The sequence below is a fragment of the Bradyrhizobium erythrophlei genome, assembly GCF_900129505.1.
GTDB lineage: Bacteria > Pseudomonadota > Alphaproteobacteria > Rhizobiales > Xanthobacteraceae > Bradyrhizobium > Bradyrhizobium erythrophlei_D.
In genome coordinates this window covers 569044-587081 of record NZ_LT670818.1, presented here as the reverse complement: position 1 = coordinate 587081, position 18038 = coordinate 569044, and the positions used below count along the sequence as shown (strand labels likewise).

Annotated in this window: 18 protein-coding genes; 6 read left to right on the top strand and 12 right to left on the bottom strand. The window is 62.3% G+C overall.

All coding sequences use genetic code 11. From position 1 onward, the window contains the following. Positions 1 to 63 precede the first annotated feature (63 nt). From B5525_RS02780 to pqqA, 10 genes are all read right to left on the bottom strand, one after another. Positions 64 to 1119, bottom strand: a complete 1056-nt coding sequence (locus B5525_RS02780) for a 2-oxoacid:ferredoxin oxidoreductase subunit beta (protein WP_079564550.1) — start codon at positions 1117 to 1119, stop codon at positions 64 to 66. Continuing rightward, complete coding sequence (locus B5525_RS02775) at positions 1116 to 2963, bottom strand: 2-oxoacid:acceptor oxidoreductase subunit alpha (protein WP_079564549.1); 1848 nt, start codon at positions 2961 to 2963, stop codon at positions 1116 to 1118. The genes B5525_RS02780 and B5525_RS02775 overlap by 4 nt, the downstream gene beginning before the upstream one ends. Beyond that, on the bottom strand, positions 2933 to 4732 hold the full coding sequence (locus B5525_RS02770) for an FAD-dependent oxidoreductase (RefSeq protein WP_079572849.1): 1800 nt from the start codon (positions 4730 to 4732) through the stop codon (positions 2933 to 2935). Before B5525_RS02770 ends, B5525_RS02775 begins: the two co-directional genes overlap by 31 nt. Positions 4733 to 4986: 254 nt before the next feature. Continuing rightward, positions 4987 to 5649 (bottom strand): DUF4286 family protein, encoded by a 663-nt coding sequence (locus B5525_RS02765; RefSeq protein ID WP_079564548.1) that lies wholly within the window; start codon positions 5647 to 5649, stop codon positions 4987 to 4989. 13 nt (positions 5650 to 5662) lie between these two features. Beyond that, a complete protein-coding gene (gene pip / locus B5525_RS02760) occupies positions 5663 to 6652 on the bottom strand; it encodes a prolyl aminopeptidase (protein WP_079564547.1) in 990 nt (329 codons plus the stop codon). Beyond that, positions 6642 to 7865 (bottom strand): pyrroloquinoline quinone biosynthesis protein PqqE, encoded by a 1224-nt coding sequence (gene pqqE, locus B5525_RS02755; protein WP_079564546.1) that lies wholly within the window; start codon positions 7863 to 7865, stop codon positions 6642 to 6644. The genes pip and pqqE overlap by 11 nt, the downstream gene beginning before the upstream one ends. Then, a complete protein-coding gene (gene pqqD, locus B5525_RS02750; protein ID WP_079564545.1) occupies positions 7862 to 8170 on the bottom strand; it encodes a pyrroloquinoline quinone biosynthesis peptide chaperone PqqD in 309 nt (102 codons plus the stop codon). Before pqqD ends, pqqE begins: the two co-directional genes overlap by 4 nt. Positions 8171 to 8200: 30 nt before the next feature. Continuing rightward, positions 8201 to 8956: a pyrroloquinoline-quinone synthase PqqC gene (gene pqqC, locus B5525_RS02745; protein ID WP_079572847.1), complete on the bottom strand. Its 756-nt coding sequence runs from the start codon at positions 8954 to 8956 to the stop codon at positions 8201 to 8203. Positions 8957 to 9003: 47 nt separating this feature from the next. Continuing rightward, positions 9004 to 9933, bottom strand: coding sequence for a pyrroloquinoline quinone biosynthesis protein PqqB (pqqB, locus tag B5525_RS02740; RefSeq protein ID WP_079564544.1), 930 nt, complete (start codon positions 9931 to 9933; stop codon positions 9004 to 9006). A 155-nt stretch (positions 9934 to 10088) separates the two neighbouring features. Then, complete coding sequence (gene pqqA, locus B5525_RS02735) at positions 10089 to 10169, bottom strand: pyrroloquinoline quinone precursor peptide PqqA (protein WP_009031067.1); 81 nt, start codon at positions 10167 to 10169, stop codon at positions 10089 to 10091. A 299-nt stretch (positions 10170 to 10468) separates the two neighbouring features. On the opposite strand from pqqA, the gene B5525_RS02730 reads away from it, so the two are divergent. From B5525_RS02730 to B5525_RS43515, 6 genes are all read left to right on the top strand, one after another. Beyond that, positions 10469 to 10726: a DUF6894 family protein gene (locus tag B5525_RS02730; RefSeq protein ID WP_079564543.1), complete on the top strand. Its 258-nt coding sequence runs from the start codon at positions 10469 to 10471 to the stop codon at positions 10724 to 10726. A gap of 156 nt (positions 10727 to 10882) precedes the next feature. Next, a complete protein-coding gene (locus B5525_RS02725; RefSeq protein ID WP_079564542.1) occupies positions 10883 to 12280 on the top strand; it encodes an amidase family protein in 1398 nt (465 codons plus the stop codon). A 24-nt stretch (positions 12281 to 12304) separates the two neighbouring features. Beyond that, a complete protein-coding gene (locus B5525_RS02720; RefSeq protein WP_079564541.1) occupies positions 12305 to 12781 on the top strand; it encodes a glutathione peroxidase in 477 nt (158 codons plus the stop codon). After that, positions 12778 to 13047 carry a DUF3297 family protein gene (locus tag B5525_RS02715; RefSeq protein ID WP_244567814.1) on the top strand — a complete coding sequence of 90 codons (270 nt, stop codon included), beginning with the start codon at positions 12778 to 12780 and terminating at the stop codon, positions 13045 to 13047. The genes B5525_RS02720 and B5525_RS02715 overlap by 4 nt, the downstream gene beginning before the upstream one ends. Positions 13048 to 13202: 155 nt before the next feature. Continuing rightward, positions 13203 to 14372 (top strand): mandelate racemase/muconate lactonizing enzyme family protein, encoded by a 1170-nt coding sequence (locus B5525_RS02710; protein ID WP_079564539.1) that lies wholly within the window; start codon positions 13203 to 13205, stop codon positions 14370 to 14372. 255 nt (positions 14373 to 14627) lie between these two features. Continuing rightward, entirely contained in the window at positions 14628 to 14855 is a 228-nt protein-coding gene (locus tag B5525_RS43515; RefSeq protein WP_154073030.1) for a hypothetical protein, read from the top strand. Positions 14856 to 15143: 288 nt separating this feature from the next. On the opposite strand, the gene B5525_RS02705 is transcribed toward B5525_RS43515, so the two are convergent. After that, complete coding sequence (locus B5525_RS02705; RefSeq protein WP_079564538.1) at positions 15144 to 15692, bottom strand: hypothetical protein; 549 nt, start codon at positions 15690 to 15692, stop codon at positions 15144 to 15146. 952 nt (positions 15693 to 16644) lie between these two features. After that, a complete protein-coding gene (locus tag B5525_RS02695) occupies positions 16645 to 18000 on the bottom strand; it encodes a malonyl-CoA decarboxylase (RefSeq protein ID WP_079564536.1) in 1356 nt (451 codons plus the stop codon). Between the last annotated feature and the right edge of the window lie 38 nt (positions 18001 to 18038).

The following is an 18038-nucleotide window of genomic DNA, read 5'->3' as shown; positions in this document are numbered from 1 at the left end:
GCGTGCATGGCCGAGCCAACGAGATCCGTCGAGCGACGAACCTCGTGCGCTCTTTGAACCGCTCTAGCGCAGGCCGGCGTTGATCTTGTCCAGCGTCGCGGAGCCGGGGCACAGCGCCTTGGCGTCGAGCGTGTTGAGCGGCTTCTCGACCGTGTCGAGATGGGTGTGCAAATCATCCGCATCGGGATCGATGTAGAGCAGGCCGGTGACGATCTGGCCCTTGGCGGCGTGCTTCTGCAGGAAGGTCATCGCCGCGACGCGATCGCTCGGATCGTAATCGGCGTCGATCTTGCGCAGCGCCAGCCGCGAGCCGTCGTGCTGCTCGACCACCTGTACGGTGCCCGGCGCATAGTCGACCGTGATCGGTTCGCGGCCGGTGAGCACGTCGAGACGGTTCACCGCGTCATTGTGTTCGCGGACATAATCAAAACTCTTGGTCGAGCCCGCATGGTTGTTGAAGGCGATGCAGGGGCTGATCACGTCGATGAAGGCCGAGCCGCGATGCTCGATGGCGGCGGAGATCAGCGGCACCAGTTGCGACTTGTCGCCGGAGAAGCTGCGCGCCACGAAGGTGGCGCCGAGCTGCAGCGCGATCGCCACGAGGTCAATGGCGTTGTCGGTATTGGTCACGCCCTTCTTGGACTTCGAGCCGCGATCGGCGGTGGCCGAGAACTGCCCCTTGGTGAGGCCGTAAACGCCGTTGTTTTCGACGATATAGGTCATGTTGACGCCGCGCCGGATCGAATGCGCGAACTGGCCGAAGCCGATCGAGGCCGAGTCGCCGTCGCCGGAAACGCCGAGATAGATCAGGTCGCGGTTGGCGAGGTTGGCGCCGGTCAGCACCGACGGCATGCGGCCATGCACCGAATTGAAGCCGTGCGAATTGCCGAGGAAATAATCCGGCGTCTTCGAGGAGCAGCCGATGCCGGAAATCTTGGCGACGCGGTGCGGCTCGATCGAAAGCTCGAAACAGGCCTCGATGATCGAGGCCGTGATCGAGTCATGGCCGCAGCCGGCGCACAGCGTCGAAACCTTGCCCTCGTAATCCCGATGGGTATAGCCGAGGTCGTTCTTCGGAAGCCCCGGATGCTGGAATTTCGGCTTGGCGATATAGGTCATGACTTTACCTTGCGGAGCGGGGTGACCTGGAGCTGGTCCTGGTGGTCGGCGATGGAATTGGCGATGAAGCGCGCGGTGATCGGCGTGCCGTCATAGTGCAGGATCGGCACGAGGCGAACGGGATCGATGCCGTTCTCGTTGACGATCAGCGAGCGAAGCTGGGCATCGCGGTTCTGCTCGACGACGTAAACAAAATCGTGGTCGGCAATAAAACTCGCCACGCTGGAATGGAACGGGAAGGCGCGGATGCGCAGGCGGTCGAGCTGGTGGCCGCGCGCTTCCAGCAGTCCGATCGCCTCGTCCATCGCCGGCGAAGTCGAGCCGAAATAGATCACGCCGTATTTGGTCGGCTTGGCGGCGTTGGCCTGCAGCGGCCGCGGCACCATATCCTGGGCGGTCTCGAACTTGCGCACCAGCCGCTGCATGTTGTCGGCATAGACCGAGCCTTCCTCGGAATAGCGCGCGTAGCGGTCGCGCGAGGTGCCGCGGGTGAAGTAGGAGCCCTTGGTCGGGTGGGTGCCGGGATAGGTGCGGTAGGCGATGCCGTCGCCGTCGATGTCGAGATAGCGGCCGAAATCGCGGCCTTCCTCCAGCATCTCCGCCGTCATCACCTTGCCCCGGTCATACTGGCGGGCATCGTCCCAGCGCAGTGGGCGGCACAGGCGATGATTCATGCCGATATCGAGATCGAGCATCAGGAAGATCGTGGTCTGCAGCCGTTCGGCGAGATCGAAGGCGGTGGCGGCGAATTCGAACGCCTCGGCCGGATCCTCCGGAAACAGCAGCACGTGCTTGGTATCGCCATGCGAGGCATAGGCGCAGATGAAAATGTCGCATTGCTGGGTGCGCGTCGGCATGCCGGTCGAGGGACCGGCGCGCTGCACGTTCATGATCACAGCCGGAATTTCGGCGAAGTAGGACAGGCCGATGAACTCCTGCATCAGCGAGATGCCGGGGCCGGAGGTCGCGGTGAAGGCGCGCGCGCCGTTCCAGGACGCGCCGATCACGATGCCGATCGAGGCCAGTTCGTCCTCGCCCTGCACGATGGCGTATTTGGCCTTGCCGGTCTCGGGATCGTGCCGCAGCTTCTTGCAATGGGCGCCGAAGGCGTCGGCCAGCGACGATGACGGCGTGATCGGGTACCAGGCGCAGACGGTGGCGCCGCCATAGACGGCACCGAGCGCCGCTGCGCTGTTGCCCTCGATGAAGATGCGGTCGCCGACCTTGTCGGCCTTCTTGACCCGCAGGCCGATCGGGCATTTGAGGTTCTGCAGCGCCCAGTCGCGGCCGAGATGCAGCGCGTGGACGTTCGACGACAGGAGCTTTTCCTTACCCTTGTACTGTTCGCCGATCAGCTGCTCGACCAGTTTCGGGTCCAGATCAATCAGCGCGCACACGGCGCCGAGATAGATGATGTTCTTGAACAGCTGGCGCTGGCGCGGATCGGTGTAGGTCGAATTGGTGATCGCGGTCAGCGGCACGCCGATCACGGTGATGTCGTTGCGAAATTTCGACGACGGCATCGGTTTGGTCGAATCGTAGAACAGATAGCCGCCGAGCTCGATCGAGGCGACGTCCTTGTCCCAGGTCTGCGGGTTCATCGCCACCATCATGTCGACCCCGCCGCGGGCGCCGAGATGGCCTTCCTCGGTTACCCGCACCTCGTACCAGGTCGGCAGGCCCTGGATGTTGGAGGGGAAGATGTTGCGCGGCGAAACCGGTACGCCGTGGCGCAGGATGGAACGCGCGAACAGCTCGTTGGCGCTCGCCGAGCCCGAACCGTTGACGTTGGCGAACCGGACGACGAAATCGTTTACGCTGCTGATCGGCTTTTGGACGGGCATGATGTACCTGCGTGGGTCATATCGATGAGGTATTTCTGCATGTCCCAGGCCCCAGTGGGACAGCGTTCGGCGCACAGGCCGCAGTGCAAGCAGACGTCTTCATCCTTGACCATCACCCGCCCGGTCTTCAGCCCGTCGGCGACATAGAGGTCCTGGTCGAGATGCGGCGAGGGCGCTTTCAGCCGTGCCCGCAAATCAGCTTCGTCGCCGTTTGGCGTGAAGGTGATGCAGTCCATCGGGCAGATATCGACGCAGGCGTCGCACTCGATGCAGAGCGGCGCGGAGAACACGGTCTGCACGTCGCAATTCAGGCAGCGATGCGCCTCGCCGAGCGCGAGCTTGACGTCATAGCCGAGTTCGACCTCGGCGCGGATGTCCTTCAGCGCTACCACCTTGTCGCGATGCGGCACCTTGTAGCGCTTGTCGGCGGAGATGTCGTTGTCGTAGCTCCATTCGTGGATGCCCATCTTCTGCGACGAGACATGCACCTCGGGCAGCGGACGCTCGGTGATGTCCTCGCCGGAGCAGAGCTTGTGGATCGACAGTGCGGCGTCGTGGCCATGCGCCACCGCCCAGATGATGTTCTTCGGCCCGAACGCGGCGTCGCCGCCGAAGAACACTTTCGGGTTGGTCGAGCCCATGGTCTTGGCGTCGACCCTGGGCATATTCCACTTGTCGAATTCGACGCCGCAGTCGCGCTCGATCCACGGGAAGGCGTTTTCCTGGCCGACCGCCACCAGCACGTCGTCGCAGGGAATGGTCTGGTCGGGGTCGCCGGTCGGCACCAGATTGCGACGGCCCTTGGCATCGTATTCGGCCTTCACCTTCTGGAAGGTGACGCCGGCGAGCTTGCCATTATTGTGGACGAATGCCACCGGCACCATGAAATTGAGGATCGGGATGTCCTCGTGGAGCGCGTCCTCCTTCTCCCAGGGAGAGGCCTTCATCTCCTCGAAGCCGGAACGCACGATCACCTTGACGTCCTCGCCGCCGAGCCGGCGCGCGGTGCGGCAGCAGTCCATCGCGGTGTTGCCGCCGCCGAGCACGATCACGCGCTTGCCGATCTTGCTGATGTGTTCGAACGAGACCGAGGCGAGCCAGTCGATGCCGATGTGAATATTGCCCGCGGCTTCCTTGCGGCCGGGAATCTCGAGCTCGCGGCCGCGCGGCGCGCCGGAGCCGACGAAGACCGCGTCGTAGTTCTCTCCGAGTAGCTTCTTCAGGCTGTCGATGCGTTGGCCGCCCTTGAACTCGATGCCGAGGTTGAGGATGTAATCGGTTTCCTCGTCGATCACCGAATCCGGCAAGCGGAATTTCGGAATCTGCGTCCGCATCATGCCGCCGGCCTTGGGGTCGGAATCGAACACGGTGCAGTGATAGCCGAGCGGGGCGAGGTCGCGCGCCACCGTGAGCGAGGCGGGGCCGCCGCCGATGATGGCGATGCGCTTGCCGTTCTTCGCCGACGGGCGCGGCATGCGGCCCTTGACGTCGTCCTTGAAGTCGGCGGCGACACGCTTCAGCCGGCAGATCGCGACCGGCGTCTCCTCGACGCGGCCGCGACGGCACGCCGGCTCGCAGGGACGATCGCAGGTGCGTCCGAGAATTCCCGGGAACACGTTCGATTTCCAATTGATCATGTAGGCGTCGCTGTAGCGGCCCTCGGCGATCAAGCGGATGTACTCAGGAACGGGCGTATGCGCGGGACAGGCCCACTGGCAATCGACGACTTTGTGGAAGTAATCGGGTGCAGCGATATCAGTCGGTTTCATTCCTACCTTATCCGCGACGACGAGAAACCGCGCGGCCTTTATCTTGTGCTGTGAACGCTCATCGCGGCGTTCTTGTGGTTTGCCAAACATATCATTGGCTTAATGAATCGGGCCATTCAATATGATCGGCGCGGCACTGAAAAGCCATTTTTGCTTAACCGCCATTCGCTATTGGTCTGGCCCCCCGGCTTTAATGCGGCTCCGCTTCATGTGGCGGTGCAGCATATGCCCTCATGCGGGCTTGTTGCATTGATTTAAGACAACCGAATGTCTGATCGTGCGAGATCCCACATCAGATTGTAACTGCCCGACGATACCTTTATTCCACCTTCGAAAGCGAGCGCGGCCATCGCCTCGGAGACCGCGTTCACATTCGTGGCATCGATCAGCACGAACCAGTCGCCGGCGCCCGGATCGGAAACCGGCGGATCATTGGTGAGTGGTTTCGACAGTGCGGGATCGCTCTCGATCAGATGCATCGAGATGATGCCGTCGCGTTGTTCGGGATCGAGCTGGTCGCGGAGCGATGCGCGCAATCTGTCGTGACTTCCGGCGGCGGGGCGAAGGCGGATGATGCCGAGCACGGCACCTCGGCCCTGTCCGTGGCTGACGGTGATGCGCGCGATGGTGCGGATCATGTTTTTGAAGCGCGCCAGATTCGTCTTCGACCATTCGGTGGGGGTCGTCAGGGCCTTGCGATAGGCCGGGCTGTCGAGCACCTCGAAGGTTTCGGTCGAATACAGACAGAGATATTTCGGGCTGCCCCGATGGGCGATGTAGCGCCTTGCTTCCAGGAAGCCGTCGATCGCGACGCGCTCGATCAGATGTTCGCGGTCGTACCACCGGTTGAAATCGCCCTCGTCGTCCGGATCGATATCCATCGAGGTCAACAGCATTCCCTTTCCGGCAAGCGGCATGTTTCGACAGTCCTTATGGGGTGATTTCAGAAGCGAGGTCCGCGATCGCCCGCATCACGGCATCCCTGACGCTGGGATCATACAGCGAGTGGCCGGCACCCTCGACCAGGCGAACCTCTGCATCGGGCCACGCCGTTGCAAGCGCGTGCGAGGTCGCCGGCGGGCACAATAGATCGTAGCGGCCCTGCACGATGAGGCCGGGAATGCCGGCGAGCCTGCCGGCTTCGGCGAGAAGCTGCCCCGGCTTCATGAAGCAGCCGTTGTAAAAATAATGCGCTTCCATGAAAGGCGTCGCGGGCAGGGCGCGTGACGAATTCAGCGACGCCAGATCGAGCCGAACCCGTCCCGGTGCATGCTCGGAAAGAATTCGTTCGGTGTCGTGCCAGGCGCGCGCGGCCGGGCCATGCACTTGCGGATCGGAATCGAGAATGCGGCGGTAATAGGCATCAAGCGGCTGCGCGCGTTCTTCCCCTGGCAATACACCGAGAAAATCCTCGCCGAGATCGGGATAGAAGCGCGGCAGTGCATCGAGGAACGCACCTTCGAGCTCCTCGCGTGTGCCGAGAAAGGTTGCGCGCAACACGATGCCGCTGACGCGCGCGGGATGCGCCTGCGCATAGGCCAGCGCCAGCGTCGCGCCCCAGGAGCCCCCAACCACCATCCAGCGCTTGAAGCCGAATTGCTCGCGGATCTTCTCCATGTCGGCGATCAGGTGCGGCAGCGTATTGTCTTCGCGGCGGCCCTTGGGGCGGCTGCGGCCGGCGCCGCGCTGATCGAACAGGATGGCGTGGAACCGTTCGGGATCGAACAATCGCCGGTGATCGGGCTGGCAGCCGCTGCCGGGACCGCCGTGTAGATAGACCGCAGGGATACCGTCGGCTCGGCCGACGCTTTCGAGGTAGATTTCGTGGCCGTCGCCGACCGGCAGCAATTGCGAGGTCAGCGGCGCGAACGGATCGGAGCGTTGGCCGGTCGATTTACCCGCGTCGGCGTCAGGCGCCATGGCCGTCGCCCGTCTCCAGCGTACCGCCGGCAAAATTGCGATAGAGGAAACGGTTGTGGTCGCCGGCAGCTTCCTGTACCGCCAGCTTGAAGATCTGTTCATGCATCGGCGACAGCGTGCAGGCCGGGTCGGTGTTGCCGGCATCGCCGGTCAGCGCAAAAGCCTGGCAGCGGCAGCCGCCGAAATCGACTTCCCTGAACTCGCAGCTCTTGCACGGCTCCGGCATCCACCCCGTGCCGCGATAGCGGTTGAAGGCTTCTGAGTTCTGCCAGATCCAGGCGATCGAATGATTTGATCGCACCGATTCAAACTCGAGCCCGGTGATGCTTTCGGCGGCGTGGCAGGGCAGGATCTTGCCCGCGGGCGAAATGTTGAAGAACTGCCGGCCCCAGCCGCCCATGCATTTCTTCGGCCGCAGTGCGTAATAATCCGGCACCACATAGTCGATGGCGAGCGTACCTTTCAGCCGCGCCTGTGCGTCCTCGACGATGCGGGTGGTGTCCTCGATCTGGGCGAGCGTCGGCATCAGCGCCGCGCGGTTCTTCAGCGCCCAGCCGTAATATTGCACATTGGCGACTTCCAGCCGGTCGGCGTCGAGATCGACCGCCATCTGGATGATGTCGGGCAGCTGGAACAGGTTCTGGCGATGCATCACCGCGTTCACCGTCAGCGGCAGCTCGAGTTCGCGCGTCCATTTTGCGACTTCGATCTTCTTGGCGTGCGCGCCCTTGAAGCCCGCAACGCGGTCGGCGACCACGGGCTCGTTGCCCTGAAAGCTGATCTGCACGTGACATAATCCGGCATCCGCCAGAGCGGCGATCTTTTCCTTCGTCACCAGCACCGCCGACGTGATCAGATTGGAATACAGCCCGACATCGCTGGCGTGCTGCACCAGTTCGACCAGGTCCTTGCGCGCGGTCGGCTCGCCGCCGGAGAAATGGATCTGCAGCACGCCGATTTCGGCGAGCTCCGAAAGCACCTTTTTCCATTCCTCGGTCGACAGCTCAGATCCGCTGCGGTCGAGTTCGACCGGGTTGGAGCAATAGGGGCATTGCAGCGGGCAGCGATGCGTCAGTTCGGCCAGCACCGCGAGCGGAATCCCAAACGTTTCGGCCTTCGAGCCGCGATTTTCCAGCACCGTCAGGCCGTCGGTGGGATCGCTGGCCGCGGTATGGCTATCGATGACGTGGGCATCTGTCAGCGTCGGGCTCATGACGTCTTCTCGCGGGCTTCGGTCAAAAATCCCTTGTCGGCAAGGTCCTGCAGCATGGCGATGACGTCGGTCGCGATTGCGCCGCGCTCGGCGGCGTATTTTGCGGCGAGCTGATCGATCATCTGCGCGACGCTGCGAACGCCGTTGCAGAGTTGCAGCACTTCCACCGCGATCTCGTCAGGTGCCAGCACGCGCTCCGGCGCCAGGATCACCCAGACCTGCCGGGTCTCATCGAATTTCAGCCTGGCATGGCGCGGCAGCACCGGCCGGCTCGCCTCGCTGACACTGATGTTGCGGCCCGCCATGGGTTCCCTCTGGTTTGCTCTAATTTTGCTCTAATTCTGCTGGGGCACGAACGCGCCCGGCGGAATGTGGCCCTCGACATAGGCATGATACAGCGCGTCGAGCTGAACCCATAGCACATTGGTCTTGAACAAGAGCGCGTTGCAGACCGCCTCGCGTTCGGCAGGCGTCTTGGCATGGGTCTTGACGTAGGCGAGCGCGAAACCGGCATCGCGCGGCGCCTGGGTCAGGCGCCGGCTGAAATAGCTCATGATGTCGGGATTGACGAAATTATAATGCGCCAGCATTCCCGAGATGCGCTCTTCATGCAGGTTCGGCGCGAAAAGCTCCGTCAGCGAGGAGGCGATGGCTTCCAGCGGGCTCCTGTCGCGGACGAAGTGCACATAGGCCTCCACCGCAAAGCGTGTCGCGGGGAGGATGCCTTCGGTCGATTCCACGTAAGCGGTGTCGAGGCCGAGACCTTCGGTCAGCTTCAGCCAGCGCTCGATGCCGCCTTCGGTGCCGACATCGCCGTCATGGTCTTCGATGCGGTGCCGCCATTCCAGCCTCGTGGCGCGGTCGCGGAAGCGCGAGATCACCACCGCGTCCTTGATCGGGATGGTGCTCTGGTAATAATAGCGGTTCAGCGCCCAGGCCTGCACCTGGCCCTTGTTCAGCTTGCCGCCGTGCAAGAGCCGGTGAAACGGATGCAGATTGTGGTAGCGCACCGCGCCGATGTGGCGGAGGGCGGCTTCCAGTTCTTCGGCGCTATGCAGGGGCGCGCTCTTGCCGCGCGAAAACGCCGTCATTCCGTCGGGCTTTGCCGCGTTCTGGGCGGCGTGCTGGGTTATTGCGTTCACAGCGTGATCTCCGTTCCATCGGCGGGGATTTGCCATCCCGCGCGCTCGGCCATCCTGCGCTCCGCGGAATCGTGCAGCAGCGCCGGATTCGAATTGTTGATATGCAGAAATACCTTCCGGCCGATATCGAGGCCGGCCAGGCTTCCGATTGCGCCGTCGTCGCCGGACATCGCGATATGCCCCATGCTTTGTCCGGTCTTGCTGCCGAGGCCGGCCGATATCATCTCGTCGTCGCGCCACACCGTGCCGTCGAAGAAGACGAGGGGCGCGCCGGCAAGCCGGGCCTTGAGATCGTCGGTGACCGTGGCGCAGGCGGCCAGAAAGTAGAAATACCTGCCCGTCGCCTTGTCCTTGATCCGAAGCCCGAGCGTGTCGCCTGCGCCGCTATTGCCGCCGGGGTGAGCCTTGCCCTCCAGATACCAGGCGCTCTTCCCGGGAACCTCGAACGGCACGATCTCGATGCCGGACGGTACGCCATCCGGGAGGGCCGGCTCGAAAGCCCTCTCGATCCCGATCGCCTGGCGCTGCACATTCTTCTCGCTCAGCACGTTGAAGATGCTGTTCGCCTTCAGGATCGCAAGCACCTTCTCATGCGCGTAGATCGTGAACGGCCAGCCCTCGCGCATCGACAACAGGCCCGCGACTGCGTCGATCTCGCCGTTGGTCAGGATCACGCCCGCAACCGGACTGTGCCGAAGTTTTCCGGCTTTTGGGTGAAGCTGCGGCGTTGCGGTCAGTTGCTGGCGCAGGTCAGGAGAGGCGTTGACCAGGAACCAGTGCTCGCCATCGGCGCTGACCGCGATCGAAGCTTGCGTGCTCTGAAGCTCCGGGTGTTCGCCCCGCGCCATCCGGCACGCCGCACATCCGCAGTTCCATTGTGGAACGCCACCACCTGCCGCGGCGCCCAGGACGACGACGCGAAGCATGATCCGTCTCCTGGAAATTCCAAAGCTTCTAGCAATTCCAAAGCTTCGATACTCGAAAAACCCTGAAAGCGGACACAGGCGTGAATGACGTTCCTCGGTCGGGAACGGGTCACGCCTGGAGGTCCGCTTGAGTTAGAACGCGAGGTCGCTGCCGCTTACTTGCGGGCGGCGCACGCATACATGTTGATTTCCATGCCGACCGGCACTTCGACGATCTTCGGGGTCTTCCAGGCCATTTTGGCTCTCCATGCTAGACCGGACGCATTCCGCCCTCGGGAGATAAACTAATCGGGAATGAAAAGTTCGCCAGTGAAATCTTTGCCGCAAAACCTTAGGTTTCCATATTGCGACGCAAAAGAATTCACGGGAATGTGCGGCGGGCTGTCAAACCAAAGCCGGATCAACGGGTTCATAATCTTCCGCAACAACCTGATCGCGATACCGGTCGACCTCATCGGGCGAATTCCAGATAAAGAACTTGTGAGCAGCCGCCGGCTCCCGAACGGGAGCCCCTAACCCAGAGTGGATTCGACCCATGCCGCGCTATTTCTTCAACACCCGTATCGGGGAAGAATTGATCTCCGATCCCGAAGGCGAGGAACTGCGCGATCCCGATCGGGCATGGGAAGTGGGCCGCGCCATGATCCGGGAGTTGCTGAAGAGCGAAGGCACCGGCGGCGGCCTGTTGAATGCGGTGCTCGAAGTGACCGACGACACCGGCGAGATCGTACTCGAGTTTCCCTTTACCGAGGCGATCCTGGATTTCTCCGACATTCCCGCCACGAGACACTGACGCCGGGCTGCGGCGATCGTCCACCCGCGGTCATTCCGGGTTCGCGTCTCACGACGCGCCCTCAGATGTGCAATTGCACATCGGGGAATGACGGGGTTGACGGTCGACAAGCATTGCCACGTAACGCTACAAGCGGGCGTGCAAATGGAGTGAGCAATGCAGGATATCTGGCGTCTGTCGGCCGCTGAGCTCGCCGGCCTGATCCGGTCGAAAAAGGTGTCGGCGAAAGAGGCCGCATCCGCAGGCTTGGCGCGGCTCGACGCGGTCAATCCCAAAATCAACGCGGTGATCGAACATCGGCCTCGCGAAGTGCTGGCTCAGGCCGAGGCGATCGACGCGGCGATCGCGCGCAACGAAGCGTTGGGGCCGCTGGTGGGGGTGCCGGTGACGGTGAAAGTCAATATCGATCAGGCCGGCTTCGCCACCACCAACGGCCTCAAGCTGCAGCGCGACATCATTGCCCAGAGCAACAGTCCCGTGATCGACAATCTGCGCAAGGCGGGCGCGGTGATCCTCGGGCGCACCAACTGCCCGGCATTTTCATACCGCTGGTTCACCACCAATCTGGTCCATGGCGACACCAAAAATCCGCGCGACGCGAGCATCACCCCGGGCGGCTCGTCTGGCGGGGCAGGGGCCGCGGTCGCCGCCGGCATCGGGCATATCGCGCATGGCACCGACATCGCTGGATCGATCCGCTATCCCGCCTATGTCTGCGGTGTGCACGGCCTGCGGCCGACGGTGGGACGCATCGCGGCCTTCAATGCGGCGCTGCCCGAACGTACCATCGGGCCGCAGATCTCGGCGGTCTCCGGGCCGCTGGCGCGCAGCATCGGCGATATCAGGATCGCGCTTGCGGCGATGTCGGGCAAGGACGCGCGCGATCCCTGGTGGGTGCCGGCGCCGCTGGAAGGGCCGGCCATGCCGAAGCGCGCCGCGCTCTGCCTTCAGCCGGACGGGCTCGAGACGTCGGCGGAAGTCAAAGCCGCGGTCGCCGATTCCGGCAAGCGTCTGCAGCGCGCGGGATGGACGGTCGAGGAGGTCGCGTCACCGCCGCTGCGGGAGGCTGCGGACCTCCAGACAAAACTCTGGCTCGGCGACGGTTACGAGGCGCAACTTGCCGCGGCCGAACGCGAAGGTGATCCCGGCGCGCTCGCCTGCCTGCGCGGCAACCGGGCAAAGGTTTTTCCATTCGACGCAGACGCCTACTCAAGGGCGCTGACGCGGCGGGCGACCCTGACGCGCGAATGGCTGCAGTTCTTCGAGACCTATGCGGTGCTGTTGATGCCGGTGTCGGGCGAGTTGCCGTTCCCGGATGGCCTCGATATGCGCGACGAGGCCTCGTTCGCGCGGGTCTGGCGGGCGCAGCTCACGCAGATCGCCATTCCCTTCATGGGGCTGCCTGGGCTAACGGTCTCCACGGGATTGGTGGGGAAGGTTCCCGTCGGCGTCCAGGTGGTCTCCGGCCGTTACCGCGAGGATCTCTGTTTGCTGGCGGGCGAGGCGATCGAAGCCGGGGGAACGCCGCCGTCGCCGATCGATCCTGTCAGCTAGAACCGAAGGCTTGAAAGCAGCACGATGTCCGGCATTTACGATTTTACGGCGATGTCGCTTGCCGGCGAGGACATGCCGCTGAAGCGGTTCGAGGGGCAGGTCTTGCTAATCGTCAACACGGCGAGCGCCTGCGGGTTCACGCCGCAGTACCGGGGGCTCGAGGCGCTGCAAAAGGAACTTGGCCCGCGCGGCTTTTCGGTACTGGGATTTCCCTGCAACCAGTTCGGTAAACAGGAACCCGGCGACGCCAAGGCGATCGAGCAATTCTGCGACAGCAATTATGCCGTCACCTTTCCGATGTTTGCCAAGATCGAGGTCAACGGCGATAAGGCGCATCCGCTGTTTCGCTATTTGAAGCGCGAGAAATCCGGGTTATTGGGCTCGTCGATCAAATGGAATTTCACCAAATTCCTGATCGATCGTTCGGGTCAGGTGGTAGCGAGGCATGCGCCGACCACCACCCCGGAATCCCTGAGAAAAGAAATCGAGGCCCTGCTGTGAACGAGAACAACGACGCCATCGGCGATCAACTGCCTGATCGTCTCTCGACCGATCCGAAGAGCCCTTACTACAACGAAGCGGTGCTGGCGCGCGACGTCGGCATTCGCTTCAAGGGCGTGGAGAAGACCAATGTCGAGGAATATTGCGTCAGCGAGGGCTGGGTGCGCGTCACCGCCGGGAATGCCAAGGACCGCTACGGCAACCCCTTGACCATCAAGGTTCACGGTCCGGTAGAACCGTATTTCCGCGACAAGGGCGTGGCGTAGCGCGTCATTGCGAGGAGCTCAGCGACGAAGCAATCCAGCTTTCTGTAACGCAAGATGGATTGCTTCGCTGAGTTTATCATCGGGCGCGCATTCGCGCGACCCGGTGGCTCGCAATGACCGTCTAAGTTGTCGACCAACCTCCGAAAGCCAAAACCATGTCCGTCCGCATCGTCGACGTCCGCGAAGTGACAAAGCCGATCTCCTCGCCGATCCGCAACGCCTATATCGATTTTAGCAAGATGACGACGAGCCTGGTCGCCGTGGTCACCGACGTCGTGCGCGACGGCAAGCCGGTGGTCGGCTACGGCTTCAACTCCAACGGACGTTACGGACAGGGCGGACTGATCCGCGAGCGTTTCGCGCCGCGGCTGAAGGAGGCCGATCCGAAGACGCTGCTCGATGAGACCGGCGACAATCTCGATCCCGACAAGATCTGGGCGACGCTGATGTCGAACGAGAAGCCGGGCGGCCATGGCGAGCGATCGGTCGCGGTCGGCACCATCGACATGGCGGTGTGGGACGCGGTGGCGAAGATCGCGCGCAAGCCCCTGTTTCGCCTGCTTGCCGAGCGGCACGGGCTCAAGGCCAATCCGCGCGTCTTCGTCTACGCCGCCGGCGGCTATTATTACCCCGGCAAGGGCCTGTCGATGCTGCGCGGCGAGATGCGCGGCTATCTCGATCGCGGCTACAACGTCGTCAAGATGAAGATCGGCGGCGCGCCGATCGAAGAAGACCGGATGCGCATCGAGGCCGTGCTGGAAGAGATCGGCCAGGAGGCGCAGCTCGCCGTCGACGCCAACGGCCGGTTCGATCTGGAGACGGGAATCGCCTACGCAAAAATGCTGCGGGAGTATCCGCTGTTCTGGTACGAGGAGGTTGGCGATCCCCTCGATTTCCAGTTGCAGGCGGCGCTCGCCGAGTTCTATCCGGGACCGATGGCGACCGGCGAAAACCTGTTCAGCCACCAGGATGCGCGCAACCTCTTGCGCTATGGCGGCATGCGACCCGACAGAGACTGGCTGCAATTCGATTGCGCGCTGTCCTACGGGCTGTGCGAATACCAGCGCACGCTGGAAGTGCTTAAAGTCCTCGGCTGGTCGCCGAGCCGCTGCATCCCGCATGGCGGCCATCAGATGTCGCTGAACATCGCCGCCGGCCTCGGGCTTGGCGGCAACGAGAGCTATCCCGATCTGTTCCAGCCCTATGGCGGCTTCCCGGACGGCGTCCGTGTCGAGAACGGCCACATCACCATGCCCGATCTTCCCGGCATCGGTTTTGAGGGGAAGTCGGATCTCTACGCGGAGATGAAGGCACTGGCGGCGTGAGCTGGGTGACTGCGTCAGCGGCCGCGCGCACGTGTCGACGCGAGCCATAGGCATTCTGACAAATAACCTGAACCCCGACGAAAAAAATAGCGCCCATGCCACAATTAAATCGAAACAGCGAACCGGTAAATCGAAATTGGAAACCGGGTTGCATTGTTATTGCGAGGGAAAAGAAGTTGACGCGCGGTAAATTGGCTAATAGTAATTAATGGGGCATCTAGTTTGATTGGTTAATAGACTTCGGAGAATTGAAATATGAAAGTTGCCCTGGGTATTTTGCCTGCCATCGCTTTAACCGCCGCTCTGATGCTTGTTTCGCCGCCCGCAGAAGCCTGCAATGGCGGAGGCAATTGCGATAACGCGCCCGGTCATCTGAAGGGGGCTCCTGCACCGCTCCTCGGCGCCGGTCTACCCGGTCTCGCGGCCGGCATAGGTTATGGCGCTTATTGGTTGGCGCGCCGCCGCCGCCGTAACGTCGGCTAAATAAAACAGGGACTTCGATGCGAGAGGCCGCCTTGGTTGGCGGTCTCTTTTCATTTCGATCTGATGTCAAAGCTGACATGGCTCCGCGGATGACCGATGTCCGCCTCAGGGTGAAACGAAGACATCCATAACATCTGATTTGCGATTGGCCGCCATTGGCACGTTTGAGACATGCCGCGATTAACAACTGACCGGCAACGACGATAAAACCTTGGCTAAGCGAGCCTTCCTATACGGGCTTGCTATACGGGCTTGCTCTAAAAGCCTCAGCGCGCCCATGCCACGGGGTTAATTGCCCCAACCGAAGATTCGCACGGGCCACTGCGCATTTTCCGATGACAGGTCTTGTGCGGGGGCGGTTTGCGAGGCTTGGGCTGGTCGAGGCTTTGGCAAGGGCTGCGCTCGGGCTTTTTGTTGCACAACCTGTGCTCGGGGATCTTGTGCGAGCTGGGGCGGCTGGACCCGTGCCTGCGCACCTTCCTTAGCCGCCCAAGCTTGGAATTGATTTAACGTGGCTTCGGCTGTTGGCTGATCGACTTCCGTCTTACTCTCAAAGGCAGCCTTGAAAGCGGCAAGCATCTCGTCGCCCGCCGGCGCTTCCCTTGCGGTCGGCGACAAAGCCTGCGCGCTGGCGGTTGATTGTAGGGCGGGCATCGACCCACCACTACCTACCGATACAATTGCGAAAACGATCGCTAAAGCCGCGAAAACCAGAACAACCGTCTTAAGGGTTCTCGACGAAACAATGTTCCCGATCCCCGACTGCTCAGGCTGGTCGGCGTCATCGCAAGGAAAAGGAGGAAGACGATCGTTCGGTAGGAAGTGGTCTTTCGCCATCGGTTGTTGGCTCCTTCTGGAGCGCGAAGGCTAGTGCGCGGCGGAGTGCTATTCAAGCTTAAGGCGTTGCGGGCCCCTGTGGATAAGATCGAAGTGACGAAGCCAAACGGCGCTTGGAGGCGGTCGCAAGTCAGTCAGAAGTTGGCCGATTGTTCGGGCTGTCACACCAAACCACAGGGCGGCTCCAATAGCGGTCTGACAGTCGGTTTCCTTCAAGATGTGTGAATTACATCACACTACTCAACCGCGAATCGATTTACTTTGCAAACTCCTCCCTAGCCTTGGGCCCGTCGCAAATGGCGGGCTCTCTTTTTTAATAATTCCCCGTCAAAACAGAAATCCGGAAAGCTGACCGAGGCGCAACCGGTCAAAACCGCTCCCTTTTCGGTAGGCCCGTTTAACTATGGCTGGCTTCCGGGCTGGAAAATGCGCCCGTCGGGGCGCATATTCGTGTGATGCCTGAATATGTGGATGAAGCCTTTACGGTGCTGGTCCATATCCACGGTAGCGGAGGGGCGCCGCGGCGCGAGACCTATGTCGTCGGCTGCCCCACGCGTGAGGAAGCCGAAGCGAGGATCAGAGGCCTATATCCCTTGGAGCTGGAGGTTAAGGTTTTCGCCACTTCCCTCAGCGCAACCGAAACCAAGGCGCAAAAATTGATGGCGGGGGAATTCCGGCCATGGGAATCACCCTAGGGACCCCAGTCAACTCGCCAAGTCGATTACATCCCGCCTTCAGCTTAAGTTGTGGTCGCTGATAACCGGCCATCCAATTTGGGGAAGCTTGGTAGATGGCGTCCCCGCTGGACTGCTGGACTAAAGACCGTCATTGGCCTGGGGTCCGTACTCAATAAGGATACCATCGCGGCCTGAGTTGTGATTCAAGGCTTCCGAATCGAGGGAGGCCTTGATGAGGAAACCGCTATATTGGGACGGTGGCGACGTCGAAGTACCTACGACAGCCGCATATCCAGCAGCCGCCGGCCTTCGGACTTTAGCAGTTTTTTCACGGCGCTGGAGGCGATCACCTCGCCCTGGTTGGCGTAGGCTTCGTGGTTCTTCTCGATGTCCTCGAGGCGGTAGAGATAGTTGACCATGATGCCGGCGGACTCGCGCAGGCCCTTTGGCGATATGTCGCCGAGCCAGTTGATCCGCTCCAGCCGCGCGCCGTTGCCGAGGTGGAACCGCGCCACCGAGTCGATCAGCCGGCCCTTCGCGGTGCGCGCCTTGAGGAAATAATATGCCGCCAGCGGCTCCAGCACCGGGCGCAGTTGCGCCTCCAGCTCGGCGTTCTTGAACCAGTCGGGCTTGTCCAGATTTTCCAGCAGCGCCCGGTCCTCGTCGGAGACCGGAACGTCGCTCGCCTGCTTCAGCCATTGCATGAAGCCCGGTACCGGCGACAGCGTCACGAAATTGTCCAGCTTCGGCAATTCACGCCGCAATTCCTCGACCACCTGCTTGATCAGGAAGCTGCCGAAGGAAATTCCCCCGAGGCCGCGCTGGGTGTTGGAGATCGAGTAAAACACCGCGGTGCGGGCGCGCTCGATCGGCACCAGCCGGCGGTCGGGGGCGAGCAGGGGCGCGATCGCGCCGGGGATCTGCTCCGTCAGCGCCACCTCGACGAAGATCAGCGGCTCGTCGACCAAAGCGGGATGGAAGAACGCGTAACAGCGCCGGTCGACGGGATCGATGCGGCGCCGCAGGTCGTTCCAGTCGTGGATTTCATGCACCGCTTCGTAGCGGATGATCTGTTCCAGGATATTTGCCGGGGTCGACCAGTCTATCCTGCGCAGCACGAGAAACCCCCTGTTGAACCACGACGACAGCAGGTGGACGACGTCGCGGTCGAGCGCGGCGAGGTCCCTGTGGCCGTTCATGAGACGAAGCAGATCGGCGCGTATCGCCACCAGCTCGCTGGTGCCGCCCGGCGCGCGGTTCAGCCGGCGGATCAGTTCCTGCCGCCGCGGCTCGGACGCGAAATGCAGGTCACTGGCGTCTTCATCGCTGGGCTGCGCGCGCCAGTTCTCGATCGCTTCGGCGAGCTTTTCCCGGTCCGGGCCGAAATCGCGGGTCAGGGCTTCGAAGAAGGCCAGCCGTTCGGCATCGTCGAGGTGGTGATAGCGGTCGAGCACCTCGCGCGCCATCGCGGTGCCGGAAGCTTCGCCCCGGCCCGACAGCAGCGCCCCGCACAAGGCAATCAGTCCGGCTCCGTCCGGTTTTTCTTCGGAGGAGCCGACGCGGCGAAGCAATGTCCGCCCGCGCTCGGAAATCGAGGAAAGGAGGTCCGAGAAAAAGGCGTTGCTGCTCATGTGGGGCGGGTCGAATCCTCTTCCGGCGGAATATTACA

Coding starts and splice junctions, on each gene's coding strand:
- B5525_RS02780 (WP_079564550.1), bottom strand. CDS start 1,119: ATGACCTATATCGCCAAGCCGAAATTCCAGCATCCGGGGCTTCCGAAG.
- B5525_RS02775 (WP_079564549.1), bottom strand. CDS start 2,963: ATGCCCGTCCAAAAGCCGATCAGCAGCGTAAACGATTTCGTCGTCCGG.
- B5525_RS02770 (WP_079572849.1), bottom strand. CDS start 4,732: ATGAAACCGACTGATATCGCTGCACCCGATTACTTCCACAAAGTCGTC.
- B5525_RS02765 (WP_079564548.1), bottom strand. CDS start 5,649: ATGCCGCTTGCCGGAAAGGGAATGCTGTTGACCTCGATGGATATCGAT.
- pip (WP_079564547.1), bottom strand. CDS start 6,652: ATGGCGCCTGACGCCGACGCGGGTAAATCGACCGGCCAACGCTCCGAT.
- pqqE (WP_079564546.1), bottom strand. CDS start 7,865: ATGAGCCCGACGCTGACAGATGCCCACGTCATCGATAGCCATACCGCG.
- pqqD (WP_079564545.1), bottom strand. CDS start 8,170: ATGGCGGGCCGCAACATCAGTGTCAGCGAGGCGAGCCGGCCGGTGCTG.
- pqqC (WP_079572847.1), bottom strand. CDS start 8,956: ATGACGGCGTTTTCGCGCGGCAAGAGCGCGCCCCTGCATAGCGCCGAA.
- pqqB (WP_079564544.1), bottom strand. CDS start 9,933: ATGCTTCGCGTCGTCGTCCTGGGCGCCGCGGCAGGTGGTGGCGTTCCA.
- pqqA (WP_009031067.1), bottom strand. CDS start 10,169: ATGGCCTGGAAGACCCCGAAGATCGTCGAAGTGCCGGTCGGCATGGAA.
- B5525_RS02730 (WP_079564543.1), top strand. CDS start 10,469: ATGCCGCGCTATTTCTTCAACACCCGTATCGGGGAAGAATTGATCTCC.
- B5525_RS02725 (WP_079564542.1), top strand. CDS start 10,883: ATGCAGGATATCTGGCGTCTGTCGGCCGCTGAGCTCGCCGGCCTGATC.
- B5525_RS02720 (WP_079564541.1), top strand. CDS start 12,305: ATGTCCGGCATTTACGATTTTACGGCGATGTCGCTTGCCGGCGAGGAC.
- B5525_RS02710 (WP_079564539.1), top strand. CDS start 13,203: ATGTCCGTCCGCATCGTCGACGTCCGCGAAGTGACAAAGCCGATCTCC.
- B5525_RS43515 (WP_154073030.1), top strand. CDS start 14,628: ATGAAAGTTGCCCTGGGTATTTTGCCTGCCATCGCTTTAACCGCCGCT.
- B5525_RS02705 (WP_079564538.1), bottom strand. CDS start 15,692: ATGGCGAAAGACCACTTCCTACCGAACGATCGTCTTCCTCCTTTTCCT.
- B5525_RS02695 (WP_079564536.1), bottom strand. CDS start 18,000: ATGAGCAGCAACGCCTTTTTCTCGGACCTCCTTTCCTCGATTTCCGAG.